Source organism: Duncaniella sp. (genome assembly GCF_029054785.1).
Taxonomy (GTDB): Bacteria; Bacteroidota; Bacteroidia; order Bacteroidales; family Muribaculaceae; genus Duncaniella.
Map to the genome: position 1 here is coordinate 33,405 of NZ_JAIDEN010000027.1, position 13,927 is coordinate 47,331.

The 13,927-nt window shown below is 55.7% G+C and carries 13 protein-coding genes; 7 read left to right on the top strand and 6 right to left on the bottom strand.

The window, feature by feature from the left end:
- The first annotated feature begins 28 nt into the window (after nucleotides 1-28).
- The 5 genes from K2H17_RS01660 to K2H17_RS01680 all read left to right on the top strand — a co-directional run bounded on the left by K2H17_RS01660 (nucleotide 29) and on the right by K2H17_RS01680 (nucleotide 3,986).
- The gene (locus K2H17_RS01660) at nucleotides 29-598 is read left to right on the top strand and encodes a GtrA family protein (RefSeq protein WP_300130633.1); all 570 of its coding nucleotides are present in this window, start codon (nucleotides 29-31) and stop codon (nucleotides 596-598) included.
- Nucleotides 599-664: 66 nt separating this feature from the next.
- The gene (locus K2H17_RS01665; RefSeq protein ID WP_300130634.1) at nucleotides 665-1,381 is read left to right on the top strand and encodes a CDP-alcohol phosphatidyltransferase family protein; all 717 of its coding nucleotides are present in this window, start codon (nucleotides 665-667) and stop codon (nucleotides 1,379-1,381) included.
- A 43-nt stretch (nucleotides 1,382-1,424) separates the two neighbouring features.
- Nucleotides 1,425-2,378 (top strand): phosphatase PAP2 family protein, encoded by a 954-nt coding sequence (locus K2H17_RS01670; RefSeq protein WP_300130636.1) that lies wholly within the window; start codon nucleotides 1,425-1,427, stop codon nucleotides 2,376-2,378.
- Complete coding sequence (locus tag K2H17_RS01675; protein WP_300130638.1) at nucleotides 2,378-3,331, top strand: CDP-alcohol phosphatidyltransferase family protein; 954 nt, start codon at nucleotides 2,378-2,380, stop codon at nucleotides 3,329-3,331. Before K2H17_RS01670 ends, K2H17_RS01675 begins: the two co-directional genes overlap by 1 nt.
- Nucleotides 3,270-3,986, top strand: a complete 717-nt coding sequence (locus K2H17_RS01680; protein ID WP_300130639.1) for an HAD family hydrolase — start codon at nucleotides 3,270-3,272, stop codon at nucleotides 3,984-3,986. The genes K2H17_RS01675 and K2H17_RS01680 overlap by 62 nt, the downstream gene beginning before the upstream one ends.
- Here K2H17_RS01680 and K2H17_RS01685 read toward each other — a convergent pair.
- A complete protein-coding gene (locus K2H17_RS01685) occupies nucleotides 3,958-6,333 on the bottom strand; it encodes a patatin-like phospholipase family protein (protein WP_300130641.1) in 2,376 nt (791 codons plus the stop codon). The genes K2H17_RS01680 and K2H17_RS01685 overlap by 29 nt on opposite strands.
- A gap of 94 nt (nucleotides 6,334-6,427) precedes the next feature.
- Between K2H17_RS01685 and K2H17_RS01690 the strand changes: the two genes are divergently transcribed.
- Nucleotides 6,428-6,976, top strand: a complete 549-nt coding sequence (locus K2H17_RS01690) for a hypothetical protein (protein ID WP_300130643.1) — start codon at nucleotides 6,428-6,430, stop codon at nucleotides 6,974-6,976.
- A gap of 282 nt (nucleotides 6,977-7,258) precedes the next feature.
- Here the strand turns inward: K2H17_RS01690 and K2H17_RS01695 are convergent, their stop codons facing one another.
- The 5 genes from K2H17_RS01695 to K2H17_RS01715 all read right to left on the bottom strand — a co-directional run bounded on the left by K2H17_RS01695 (nucleotide 7,259) and on the right by K2H17_RS01715 (nucleotide 12,924).
- Nucleotides 7,259-8,947 carry an endonuclease gene (locus K2H17_RS01695; protein ID WP_300130645.1) on the bottom strand — a complete coding sequence of 563 codons (1,689 nt, stop codon included), beginning with the start codon at nucleotides 8,945-8,947 and terminating at the stop codon, nucleotides 7,259-7,261.
- Nucleotides 8,948-8,994: 47 nt separating this feature from the next.
- A complete protein-coding gene (locus K2H17_RS01700) occupies nucleotides 8,995-10,092 on the bottom strand; it encodes an Mrp/NBP35 family ATP-binding protein (protein WP_300130646.1) in 1,098 nt (365 codons plus the stop codon).
- Between the two features lie 113 nt (nucleotides 10,093-10,205).
- Nucleotides 10,206-10,958 (bottom strand): tRNA (guanosine(46)-N7)-methyltransferase TrmB, encoded by a 753-nt coding sequence (gene trmB, locus K2H17_RS01705; RefSeq protein ID WP_300130648.1) that lies wholly within the window; start codon nucleotides 10,956-10,958, stop codon nucleotides 10,206-10,208.
- Nucleotides 10,959-11,023: 65 nt separating this feature from the next.
- Nucleotides 11,024-12,496, bottom strand: a complete 1,473-nt coding sequence (locus tag K2H17_RS01710) for a leucine-rich repeat domain-containing protein (protein WP_300130650.1) — start codon at nucleotides 12,494-12,496, stop codon at nucleotides 11,024-11,026.
- A complete protein-coding gene (locus K2H17_RS01715) occupies nucleotides 12,493-12,924 on the bottom strand; it encodes a SufE family protein (protein WP_300130653.1) in 432 nt (143 codons plus the stop codon). Before K2H17_RS01715 ends, K2H17_RS01710 begins: the two co-directional genes overlap by 4 nt.
- Before the next feature lie 341 nt (nucleotides 12,925-13,265).
- Between K2H17_RS01715 and K2H17_RS01720 the strand changes: the two genes are divergently transcribed.
- A complete protein-coding gene (locus K2H17_RS01720; protein ID WP_300130655.1) occupies nucleotides 13,266-13,853 on the top strand; it encodes a phosphoribosylglycinamide formyltransferase in 588 nt (195 codons plus the stop codon).
- The last annotated feature ends 74 nt before the right edge of the window (nucleotides 13,854-13,927 follow it).

Consider the following 13,927-nt stretch of genomic DNA (forward strand, 5'->3'; position numbering starts at 1 on the left):
TTAAGGATAAAAAAACAATACCGACAACATGTCAAAATACAGTGAGCTGAAAGATAAATTTCTCCACGGCGGAGGCCTGATCTCCACCTTTCTGCGCTCGTCGGTCTCATCGCAGGTCGCGTCATGGGTCGATCTCGGCACGAGCATGCTGCTCTACTCCTTCGTCTTCGTGGCCCTCGAACCCTTCTACCGCTCAAACCTCTCGGTGGCAATAGGCGCCATTGCAGGAGGAATCGTGAACTGCTGCATCAACTACCGCTTCACGTTCCACGCCGCCGGTCAGAGCGTGAAAGCCGTCGGAGTGAAATACTTCCTGGTCTGGACCGGATCGCTGCTGCTCAACATGTACGGCACAACCGGACTGGCCACTCTGCTGAGCAAATGGCAGTGGCTGCTCGACCTCGGCTTCAAGCCCGACGGCATCTTCGCCGCCTCGCGTCTGGCCGCCTCGCTCGCCGTCTCCTGGGGATGGAATTTCGTGCTCCAGCGCAATTTCGTCTACCGCAAGACCCCCTTTGACCCCTATGCCATCCGCTTTGTCAATCTCTTTGTAAAAAAATCAAATCAGAATACCGCCGCAAAAGAGCACATCGACTGATCCCCCGCTACGGACCGCCTCCGACTGCGCCCACGGCTCAACCCCATCAACACATCACAGTATACAATGGCTGAAAACGAAATGACAATGACACAGAAATCATCGACATTCAAGCGTTTCCGCGATAGCCTCCAGCAAGGCATCTACTTCATCATCAACCCCTTCGTGCGCTTTCTGATCCGCATCGGAGTCACCCCCAACATGGTCACCACCATCGGGCTGCTCGGCAACATCGCCGCTGCCGCCATCTTCGTCTATGCCGGTTACAGCGCCACTCCGGGCACCGACATGAACTATCCGCTCATGACCTGGGGCGGTGTGGTCATCATCCTCTTCTCGCTTTTCGACATGCTTGACGGCCAGGTTGCGCGCATCGGCAACATGACCTCCACTTTCGGAGCCATGTATGACTCGGTGCTTGACCGCTACTGCGAGCTGTTCACCCTCGGCGGCCTGAGCTACTACCTGATCCAGACCGGCTACGTGATCGGCGCCCTGATCACCTTCGTGGCCCTCGTCGGCTCCATCATGGTCAGCTATGTCCGCGCCCGCGCCGAAGGCCTCGGACTCGAATGCAAGGTCGGCTTCATGCAGCGCCCCGAACGCGTGGTAGTCACCACCATCGGCGCACTCGCCACAGGCATCACAGGCCAGTGTGTCGATCCCGCCAGATTCGATGCCGTCAGCATCCTCATCTTCTGCATGGGCGTGATCGCCGTGTTTGCCAACATCACGGCCTTCGCCCGCATCAACCACTGCCGCCGTCTTCTCAGCAAAAAATAATCACCCCCAGGACTGCTCTCCCGGTCTTTTTCCAATCGTTATCATGACAGGATTTTCATTTCCGACACGTCGCGAAACGGCTATAATCATTCCGGTTGTGCTGCTCTGGATAGCAGTGACAAGCATCTGTGTGGGTTTCCGCCCGGAACACATCTACATCGCCGGAACTCTGACTCTGCTGCTCTTCATTACCGCGACCTCACGCCGTTTCGTCGTGGCGATGCTGCCATTCGCCGTCTTCGCCATCTCCTATGACTGGATGAACATCGTCCCCAACTATGAAGTCAATCCGGTTGACATCCGCGCACTCTATGACTGCGAAAAAAGCCTCTTCGGCATAGCCTCGGCAACCGGAACACTCACTCCTAACGAGTTTTTCGCCATCCACAACTGCACGCTGATGGACTTCATGGCCGGACTGTTTTATCTCTGCTGGGTCCCGGTGCCGATCCTCTTCGGCATCTGGCTCTATTACAAGCGCCAATATTCAGTCTATCTCCACTTCTCGCTGGTGTTTCTGCTGGTCAACCTCATCGGATTCGCCATCTACTACATCCACCCGGCCGCTCCGCCGTGGTATGTAGCATCCCACGGATTCGATTTCATCGTAGGCACTCCGGGCGAAGTGGCCGGACTCGGAAAATGGGACGAGATGACGGGCCTGAACATCTTCCACGGTCTCTATTCGCGAAATGCCAACGTCTTTGCGGCAATGCCGTCGCTCCATGCCGCCTACATGCTCATTGCATTCATCTACTCGCTCAGAGCCCGCTGCTCAAACCTGCTGCGCGCACTCTTCGCCTTCATCTGCCTCGGCATCTGGTTCACGGCGGTCTATACCTCACACCACTATATCCTCGACGTGCTCGCCGGAATCAGCTGCACCCTCGGCGGATATGCTCTCTTTGAATACGTGTTCATGAAGATCCCGGCATTCGCCCGCTTCATGAAGGCATATACCGGCTACGTGGCCTCCGGCCCCTCCACTCAAGCATAATGAAGAAGAATCTCAAGGAAGACTACCGACGCTCGCTGAAGTCAATGGATACCGAAGAAGGTATCGACCTGGCTTTCTACCGCCCCATAGGCTATATGTGGGCCAGGCTGGCCGCGCGCTTCGGAGTCTCCCCCAACGCCATCACCATTGCCGCGATTTTTCTCGGAATCGGTGCGGGTGTGCTCTTCTACTATCCGGATCTGTGGATCAACGTTGCGGGAATGCTGCTGCTCGTCTGGGCCAATTCTTTCGACAGCGCCGACGGACAGCTCGCCCGCATGACAAAACAGTATTCCCGGCTGGGCCGTATCCTCGACGGTCTCTGCGGCGACTTCTGGTTTGCCGCCATCTACATAGCAATCGTCCTGCGGGAAAACACATTCTCGCCGTTCTTCAGCCTCCACCCGTGGATCCTCTGGGTGACTGCCGTGGTCACCGGAATATGCCACACCCGCCAGGCTGCAATGGCCGACTACTACCGCCAGTTCCATCTCTATTTCCTCAAAGGTGAGGAAGGGAGCGAGCTTGACAGCGCCGACCAGCTGGAAAAGCAGCTCAAGGAAAGCGGCATCACCTGGAAGTCTGACTTCTGGAAACGGCTCTCGACGGGGACCTATCTGGCCTACACACGCCAACAGGAGGCTTTCACTCCGGCAATGCAGAGACTGCGCCGCGAGCTGCGCCGGCGCTTCCCCGACGGCAATATCCCTGCGGAATTCCGCGAAGATTTCCGCCGGGCCTCTCTCCCACTGATGAAATACACCAACATTCTCTCTTTCAACTGGAGGACGATCTCACTGTTCACCTCCCTGCTCATCGGCCAGCCCTGGCTGTACTTCGCAGTGGAGCTGACGGTGTTCAACATCCTTCTTGCATACATGACAATCAGCCATGAAAAAATCTGTAAACACTTTATCATCCGGCTCGGCAAAGGACTATACCGACCTGATTGATTTCGTCCCCGAAAATGTCAAAGGCATAATTTTCGACTATGGCGGCACACTTGACAGCCACGGCGACCACTGGAGCCGCATAATCCTTGACGGCTGGCGCCATGCGGGCCTCAACATCGACATCGATGAATTCTGCCGGGCCTACATCCACGGTGAGCGCTATCTTGCCTGTCCAGGTGTCATCGATCCTTCCGACACGTTCTTCGATGTGATGCTCAAAAAGATCGAGGCGGAAAGCTCGGTCCTTGACCCGATACCCGACGGACGGACCTGCGAGCGGGTGGCCCGCTATTGCTATGACACGGCCCGGACCTGCACTTCAGAATCCAAACTGACGCTTGAGGCACTCTCCCGGAGATGGCCCCTTGTCTTAGTTTCGAATTTCTACGGCAATCTTGACGCCGTGCTTGAGGATTTCGGCCTGAGCGGCTATTTCAAAGCCGTGATCGAAAGCGCCAAAGTAGGCCTGAGCAAGCCCGACCCCGAAATTTTCCGCCTCGGTGTGGAAGCCCTCGGTCTGCAACCAGAAGAAGTGCTTGTCATCGGCGACAGCATGGACAAAGACATCTTGCCCGCAGGCTCGATCGGTTGCCCGACTCTGCTGATCGACGGACGCCCCTGGCCTCCTACTTCAGAAAACGAGGCGCAAGGATAAAGGCGCCGATCGAGATGCCGAAACTCCAGTTGCTGTCATGGGCCGGCGTATAGTTGCCATAGGCGCTTATCGAGCCGAACGGCAAGGCTATGACGGCCTGGATCTCACCGAAAAACTCCGGATCATGAAGCCACTTCCCGTATGAGGCGGCCCCGTTGTCGTAGACTATTTTGCGCACAGGCAGGAAGCAGTGGAAAGAACCTCTCAGCTGAAACGATCCTGAGATTTTCCACACAGGAGCCACTCCCGCCGCCACGTAGGAATTGGCCCTCAGCTTTGTGTTGAAATAGTTGTAGCTCGACGGTGTCGGGTGGAAGGCTTCAGCCGAGACAATGGAAGCATCGTAGGTCGGGAGGAGCTTGCGCGTCGACAGCAGTACATTGCCGAGCAATCCGAGGGAGAATTGCTTGTCAAGGACAAGATAGTCGGCGACCGAGGCGGAGGCCTGCACCCATTTTAGGTTGCGCCTGTAAGAACGCTCCCGGCTGTCCTCTGCCTTGTAGTGGTAACGGCCCAGTGCGCCGAGCACTCCGGTGCGCAGATCGATTCCAGATGTCGGATTGAGCTGATTGTCAAGAGTGTTCAGTTCCCAGGAGGCAAAGAGTTCGCCGAGGTCGGATATGCCGCTGTTGCGCCCTGACACCTGTTCCTCGCCGATCAGCTGCGCATGAAACCGGTCGGTCAGATGGCCTGCGCCGATGCCTGCCGTCAGCTGCGAGCGCTGAGATGTGGCCGAGGTGTAAAACAATTGGCCGAAAGTCTCGGATTTGACCACAAAATCAGGCTCATGGATCTGATAGAAGAGCTTTTCGGTCTCGTGGTACTTCTGCCGCGAGCTGACGAAACGCGCAACCATCGCCGACGGACGTCTCGAATTGAAGATGAAGCTGAAATCGCCCTCAGCCGCCATGTAGCTCTGCCCAAGCCAGGCATTGATATTGGCCCGCAGGGTCCGGAAGCTCAGTCGGTTGTAACCGGCATTGAAAAAGAGCATGCTGTTGGTCGATGAGGATATGTAGCCCCCGACTCCGACCGTGAACGGGTCTTTGATTATGGCTTTGAAATCCAGATCGACAAGGCTGTCGCGGACATTGAAGCGCGGGGTAGGCACGAAATTCTGAATTCCTCCGGATGTCGCGGCCCGATAGTAGGCATCGCGTCCCTGTGCGAGATCGAGCGTGGACCCATCGCGCCTATGCCCGAAAAACGATTTCAGATAGGCATTCTCCACCCCTTTGCCACCGCTGACATTCACGTCGGCTATGCGTACCTGCGGAGTGGCGCTCTTGAACTCTCGGCGGGCGGCGCTGACAACACTGCTGTCGACCCGCTGGCTGATCCGCGCCTTGATCGAATCCATCATCTCCAGTCCGCGCTTATAGCCTATGTCGTAGATCTCGCGGTAGCGGTCGAAAGCCAGAAGCCCGAACTCTTCGAGATTGATGCGGATGCTGATCCCCTTGTCCGAGGGGAAGGGGTAGTCATTGGGCTGCATGATCATTTCTTCGAGCTGGTCCATCATGTTGCGCGAGTCCGGGGAGGTCTTGCCTGAACTGACATTGACTCCGATGACGGCGTCCGGGGCGAACTCTTCCATCATGACGTCGACCGGATAATTGTCATAGATGCCGCCGTCATACATCGGCACACCGTTCAGCTCTATCGGTTCGAAGACCATCGGAAAGGACATCGACATTCTGACGGCATCGCCGAGAGGTCCGCGGCCCAGCACAACCTTGTGTTTGGCATAGACGTTGGATGTCACGCAGCGATAGGGCACAAAGAGCTTGTTGAAATCGCCGCCGCATTGCAGGGTGTAGGGGCTGAACAGTTCGAAAAACGCATAGTTCATCGGGATCGGGTTGATCAGGCTGATCGGCAGCACCGAAGTGATCTGCGTCGAGTCCTTGCCGATGTTCAGAGTGACAAACGACGGAGTGTCGCGCCGCGAGCTGAAATAATAGGTGTCCGACGGATCAATCCGCCCGGTGCTCCAGTAGCCGAAATCTTTCGAGGCGATCAGCTCGATCATCTCAGCGGGAGAATAGCCCGACGCATAGAGGCCTCCGACAATCGCACCCATCGAGGTGCCGGTGATATAGTCGATCGGGATTCCGGCGTCTTCAAGCGCCTGGATCATGCCGATGTGGGCTATGCCCTTGGCGCCTCCGCCACTGAGCACAAGACCGACTGTCGGACGGTCCGGACGCGGCGGACGCCCCATGGCGCCGCCGGGTGTCACAAATCCTTCCGGCGTGATGGCCGGAACCGTATCGGAAGTCTGCGCGCCTACTGCCTGCATGCCCGCTATGGCCATGACCAGCCACAGAGTCAGTATATGTCTCATAAATCAAAATAGTTGAAGCGTTTCTTTTTTAACAATCCAACTATGAAAATTGATTAATATGCAGTAATTTTGCATGAAAATCAAACCATCAGAGATGACAGAATTCAATCAGTTCCAGCAGATCAAACGCAATTTTTTCGCCATGCGCAACGGCATCGTGGCCGACACCATCCGCCGCGGAGGCCTGCAATATAAGATGATATTCGGACTCAACCTGCCGCAGATCGCCGACATTGCCGCCACACTCCCCCACAGCCGTGAACTTGCCGAAGAACTGTGGGCCGACGTGCGCACCCGCGAAAGCCGTCTGCTCAGCCCGATGGTCTATCCGCGCGAGGAACTGACGCGCGGGCGCGCAGCCGAGATGCTCCGTGAGGCGCAGACAACCGAAGTGGCCGACATCCTCTGTCACCGTCTGCTGCGCCACATGCCATTCGCTCTGGACCTGGCGACTGAGGCTGCCACAGCCACAGAAGAAATGCACCGCTACGGCGCCTTCCGCCTGATGTGCAACCTCGTCTACACACATCCTGCCGAAATCAGACCATTCGCCGAAGCGGAACTCCAGACCGCCACATCCCTCACCCGCCCCCTCTGCCTCAACCTCCTCCAGGAAATCGAATTCCTCAGCGAAGGGGAATAAGTTCGGTCAAAATATCGGATTCAAACAGAATTATGTAAATTTGCAGTGGCACTGCAAACTCACATAATCTAACTATAATATACTAAATTACTTATATGGTGGGATAAAGATGAAGGGATAATCAAACTTATTTGTTTTGGGACTCATTCAGAGCTGTTTTAGAACGGCTCTGCAATTTTCAATTCTCAATAAAAAATACCCACTCCCCGACGGCTATTTGACATCCTGTCGGGGAGTGGGTATTTTATTGAGGGTATATAATATCTCTACGCGGGGAGGGGGTTATCTTGCGATGATGCGGACGGCGGCGGGGTGCTGGGCGGTGCGGACAAGGTAGATGCCGTAGGGGAGGGTCAGCTCGTAGCCGTCGGTGATTTCAGGCAACATCATCATGAGGCGTCCGGTCATGTCGTAGATGCAGACGTCGGTGTGGGTGCCTGCGCAGCGGAAGCGGACGGTGCCGGGATAGCTTTCAACCGAGAAGGGGTTGTCAGCACCGATGTTGGAGATGCCCGACTGGCTGACAAACTTAGTCTCAGAGGGTTCGGAAAGATAGCCCAGACGGCTGCTCTGCACATAATAGGCTTCGGATACGGAGGGATCATAGTCGTCGATCACAACTGAATTTTCATCGCACTCGATCTTCTCCTCAACCATATTTCCGCCGATAGTGCGGATGCGGGTCAGCAGGTAGTAGTCAACCACTTCAGGAGCCTCAGACCAGGAAGCCTTGTAGGATGTCGCGGTGATGTCCGAAGGATCGTAGGCTGTCAGGCGGCTGAGTGTCGGCACATCGAAAGCCTGACCGAGAAGATTGACAGTGGTGGTGCCGACCATGCCGCCGTCATAGATCGTGATCTTGGCGCTGTGTTCTCCGACAGCAGTAGGCTTGTAGGAGACCTGAAGCTGATAGCCGCCGGACGCATTGATCAGAGAAGCCGAAATGTTATCGGACAGTTTCGGATTCTGGGCCGCAGGATCAAGGGTAAACATATTCCTGTCGGTTCCCGAAATGCGCAGCGAGACATTGCCTGACAGGCTTTCACCTTTCAGATAGAGGAGAGCCGTGGTGGTGCTTCCGACAGCCGCTTCTGCAAAATCGAGAGCAGTGTTGTTGACCGGGTTGATCAGTATCGGATCGCCACCGGGTTCGGAAACGCTGCCCGGATCAAAGGGCTCACCGAACTTGTTGCCCCAGATGTATTCCGCAAGGTCGGGAAAGTCAATGAAGGGGTTGCGGTTGTTCTGATAGCTGTACACAACCTCATTACGAGTGGTTTCTTTCTGGCTGACAGGGTCGCCGCGATGCCACTTGAGCAGCAGGTCGACAGCCCATGAAGAAAGGGTCGGATAGGCGTTCTGCTGAAGCATCCAGGTGCTGTTCCAGGTCAGATTCTGGTAGCAGGTGACCATGTAGAAATATGTACGGGCGAAATCTCCCTTGTATTCGTCGGCAGGCTCGAAGACATACTGTGCGCCGCCTCCCTGGCCTGCGACCGGATAGCCGATTTTAGAAACACCGTTGTCAAACTTCGGGTTGTTCCCAGTCACGCCAAGCGGATAGTTGCTCTTGGCCTGATTGGCCGGACCGTCACCGGGATAAAGATGGTTCAGGTCAATGTAGGCCGGTGTGTACTCAACACTGCCGTTCTGCTTCCACCAGCTTTTAGGGAAGGCATGCTCACGGTTCAGGCCGGAAAAACTCGGCGAATAGCGCTTGACATTGGAGTACATGTCCCACCACTGCCTTGACGATGGATAGACGTCGGTCTTCTGGAAATACTGAGGCAGGTTGCTGTAACTCGAAACAGTCGTGTGGGGATTGATCACCTCAAAAACAGCTGTTTTCAGGTCGGCTCCTGACTTTCCTTTCAGGCGTGAATAGTAACCTGCTGGAATTTCTGCGCTTCCGGCGAGCCACGATCCGGCTCCTAAAGCCACAAGCACAAGTCGGCTTAGGAAATTTCTCATAATGTTGGATTAACGTGAGTGGGAATTAATGAGGAGTGTTGCTATGATCAGTGTTTCAGTTCTACCTTGTGAGTGGGCGGGAGCTCGCGGTTGCGTTCGGCAACTGCGTCGACCACTTCACGGCCCAAGTGGGCAAAAGCCTGGGCTGTCACGCTGCCGTCAAGGGCGATCGGGGTGCCGTTGTCGCCGCAGTCGGCGATAGAGCCTACCAGGGGAATCTGGGCGAGCAGACGGACTCCGAGCTTTTCGGCGAGACGCACGCCGCCTTCGCGGCCGAAGATATAGTAGCGTTCGTCGGGATGCTCGGCAGGTGTGAACCATGCCATGTTCTCAACAAGTCCGAGAATGGGGACATTGACTTTGTCTTCCTGGAACATGGCGATTCCCTTGCGGGCGTCGGCGAGGGCCACTTCCTGAGGGGTGGTCACCACTACGACTCCGGTGATCGGAAGGGTCTGCACAAGGGTCAGATGGATGTCACTTGTTCCCGGCGGCATATCTATGACAAAATAGTCGAGATCGCCCCAGTCAGCATCCATGATGAGCTGTTTGAGTGCGTTGGAGGCCATTGATCCGCGCCAGAGGACTGCTTTCTCCTTGTCGACGACAAAGCCGATGGAGAGGAGTTTGACGCCATAGCGCTCCTGCGGGATGATCAGCTGACGGCCATCGACGTCGTGGACGTAGAGCTGCTCGTCCTCTATGCCGAACATTTTAGGCATGGAGGGGCCGAAGATGTCAGCGTCGAGGAGTCCGACCTTATAGCCCTCCTGGGCGAGTGCCACAGCGAGGTTCGAGGCTACGGTCGACTTGCCTACACCACCCTTGCCCGAAGAGACTCCGATGATGTTTTTTACTCCGGGAAGCGCAGGAAGATTCTTCGGGGCCGCCGGCTGACGGGTTGCCACATTGACAGTCACTTTGACTTCGGGTGAGATATAGGTATGGATCGCCGTTTCGGCAGCCTTGACCATTGACTTGATGAAGGGATCGGTCGGTTTGTCGAAAATCAGCGAGAAGCTGACGCTGTCGCCGTCGATGCGGATATCGTCCTCGACCATTTCTGCTTCGACAAGATTTTTGCCATTGCCGGGGTAGCGGACGGTCTGAAGAGCGTCTGTGATCAATGCAGGATATAATTGCATGGTTTCAAGCAGGATTTTGAAGGCTTGGAGATGCCTTTGTGAGTGATATTTGTGAGTGATGAATGTTTTTTAGATTATTTCTACGGGAGTAACACCTGAAAGCTCGTTTATGTTCAGAAGCCCTGGAGGGTTCCGCGTCCGAATGAGCGGTAGGTGTCCGGCTCGATGTCGATTTCGGGTTCGGAGAGTGACACCTCCGGCTCAGGAAGAGCCCACGCGATGTATTTGCTCGGAATGCCCCGTCCGAGCCACTGCTGCTCGTAGTAGGTGCGGATCGGCGGCACAATGTCGTTGCAGGGGGAGTTGTAGAGATCGGCGGTCGAGTGGATGGGAGCAATCGAGTTATGGTCGAGCATCGCCGAGGTGTAGGCATAGAGAAAGGGGCTGTCGGTCTTCAGATGGACCACGGCGCCGGGGGCCATCACCTGGCGGTAGATGTCGAGAAAATGAGTTCCCGTAAGGCGTTTGTTGACCTTCTTCATCTGCGGGTCAGGGAAGGTGATCCAGATCTCAGAGACCTCTCCGGGCGCGAAGAAGCGCGGAAGCAGATGGATCGAGGTGCGCAGGAAGGCTACGTTTGACAGGCCGAGCTGATCGACTTCCTTGGCTCCGGTCCACATGCGGGCTCCCTTGATGTCGATGCCGATGAAGTTCTTTTCAGGATAGAGCTTGCCCATCCCGACGGCATATTCACCTTTGCCGCAGCCGAGTTCAAGCACTATCGGGTTGGAATTGCCGAAGACTTCCCGGCCCCAGCGTCCGCGCAGAGGGCAGTCGCCGTGCTCTTCAAGCACCGACTGAGGATACTGATAGACGCATCCGAGCGTCTCCATCTCAGCAAATTTCTTTAATTTGTTCTTTCCCATAGAGGGGTTGGTCTATATAGATTTTGATAAGTAACTCTTGAGAATTGATTTAGAGGTGAGATTTGTTACTTATTGACAAGTTTAAGGCCCAACAGGGCGTCCGAATGCAGACGCAGGGCAATGATGTAGACTCTGCCCGTCGGCAGGCCGGTCTGGAGCGAGAGCGAACAGCTGTTCTTGACAGCGGAACTGAATAGCGCGCGTCCGTCGGTGGCATAGACCGTCACAGAGGTGATCTCGGCAGCCGTCCTGACGTTCAACACAGAGTTGTCAAACGAAGCCTCGATCAAGGCTTCGCCGGCGCTGTCGGCAACCGGCAGACGGTCGAGAGTCGACTCGTCGGGAATCCGGATGATGAAATCCTTCCACTGGTCTGCCGAGGCGAATTCCGTCTCCATCCCTTTGGCTACGGAAAGCACAGTCTCCGGGCAGTTCACTCCGGCCCAGACCGCATTGCCCAGCTCAGGGACTGATTTCAGGTTTTCGGCGTCAACAAATGCAAGAGATGTCCAGCCTTCAAAAGCCCCGGTGCCGATCCGCTGAAGAGATTCCGGCAGCGCGACATCTCCCGGAGTGTCGATTCCGGCCAGTGAATAGTCTCCGATCTGACTGACCCTCTGGTGGAGCAGAGCAGCGGCATCACTGATGCCTGACGCTCCTGTAAGGGCCATGTCGGGAATCCGGACCACAGATTCAGGGAGGCTGAATTCCCGCAGCGACTCGCAGCCGAAAAGCACACCCTCGCCCATCTCTGTGACCGACGGCGGGAGTCTCAGTTCTTCCAGAGAGGCGCAGCCGGAAAAGGCGCGCGGCCCTATGGTCTGCAATCCGGTGCAGGCGCTCAGATCGAGCGAACGCAGGCCGCTTGAGCTGAATGCTTCCTCTCCGAGAGCCGCGAGAGCCGGTGTGGAGGAAACAAAGCCGAAAGTCTCCAGTTTCAGACAACCGGAAAAGGCCCGGTCGCCGATCTCCCGAAGACAGCCGCCTCCGGCTTCTACCGATACCAGCTCGGCACAGCCGCGGAAAGCATATCGCCCGATGCATTCAAGTCTCTGGCCAAGGCGGATACTGCGGAGAGCGCCGCAGCCTGCAAATGCGCCTTCGCCGATCCTGACCACAGACTCCGGGAGCACAATATCCGTGACAGCCGCGCCCAGCAGAGCGCCGTCAGAGATTTCGGTGATCCCCTCAGGCAATACAAGCTCTTGGGCTGCAAGCCCCGACAGCGAATAGGCAGGAAGGACCCCTCCGGGAAACTCACGCAGCCCGGTGGCCAAGCCCTTTTCAAGCCGGCATGGTTCGACAGTCACCTCACGCATGTCCAGGCGCCGGAGTTCCCGGCAGTTACGCGCGATCCAGTCCAGATCGGCGGCATTTACGGACCCGCGCAGAGTCAGGGCGCTCTCATCCTTGCCGACAAGCGTTCCGCCGGCAATTCCGCCGGCAGTGACATCGAGAGTCACCGCGCCGCAGCCGTCGGCAAAAGCCAGGGCCACGGCCAGAACAAACGCCGTTATCGCCAACCTCAGCACTCTCACTTCATCTGCTGTTTTGCCTGAAACGCGAGAGCATAGAGACGCATCTGCTTCACCATTGCAAGCAGACCGTTGGAGCGGGTGGGCGAAAGATGCTCCGAGAGGCCGATGTCGTCGATGAAATGCAGATCGGCCTTGAGAATATCGTCAGGCGTCTGATTGTCAAGCACCTGAATCAGCAGGGAAATGATTCCCTTGACAATGATCGCGTCGGAATCAGCCGTATAGTGCACACGTCCGTCAGGAGTCATGTCGGCATTGAGCCAGACACGGCTCTGACAACCCTCGATCAGGTGGTCGGGAGTCTTGTAGGCCTCGTCGATTTCCGGCAGATTGTTGCCGAGATCTATAATCATTCCATAGCGGTCCATCCAGTCCTCCACATCGGAAAACTCTTCCACTATATCATTCTGGATTTGGTCAATAGTCATAGTAAACAAAAATTATGAGTACAATTCACGATTCAGCATCCTCCCCATAGCCGCCCCGGTCGGGGAAACAGAAGAGGACAATTCACATTACCTTGCAAATTTACAAAAATCCCCTTGTTTTCAACAAAAAATCGGATCGCTATCTGCGGAATAGCTTTGATTTTCAGTTTTTCGCAACTATAATACCGTCAAAAAGGATCGAACAGGCCCCGATTCCAATCGTGCAGATTCAATCCTGTATCAGTCTCTGCATTCTCTCCTCCTCAGGCTTGCTATGATTGTGAAAGGTTTGTATCTTTGCACCTGATGTCATCAATGTGTTTTTTCTTAAAACTGATTCCATGAACAAGACTTCTGTTTCGGGCAGGATCGCGGTGTTTGCGTCGGGCAACGGGTCGAATGCCGAGAATATCATCCGCTATTTCCGCGAGGCTGACCGCGGGGCGGAGGTGGCGCTGGTGGTCACCAACAAGGCTGAGGCCGGGGTGATCGGTCGCGCCGGAAGACTCGGTGTCGACTGCCGCATAATGACTCCTGCCGAGATCCGCGATCCGGAGATCATGCTGCCGCTGCTTGAGAGCTATGGCGTTGACCTGATAGTCCTCGCGGGTTTCCTGCTGATGGTGCCGCAGTTCCTTATCGCCCGCTATCCCGACCGGATCATCAACATCCACCCGGCGCTGCTTCCGAAGTTCGGCGGCAAGGGGATGTATGGCCGTCACGTCCATGAGGCCGTGGTTGCCGCCGGGGAGTGTGAAACCGGCATTACGGTCCATTTCGTCAGCGAGAAATATGACGAGGGGCGCATCATCGCTCAGGTCAGAACCGACCTCAGCCCTGCCGACACTCCCGCTGATGTCGAGGCAAAGATCCATCGGCTGGAACAGGAAAACTTTCCCCGCATCATCCGTGAAACTTTCTATAACTAAGAGGTTGTTTAAAAACAAGAGTTAAAATCTGAGTGGTGTATCTTTTAGATAAATTGTTGTAAATGAGAAAGGAG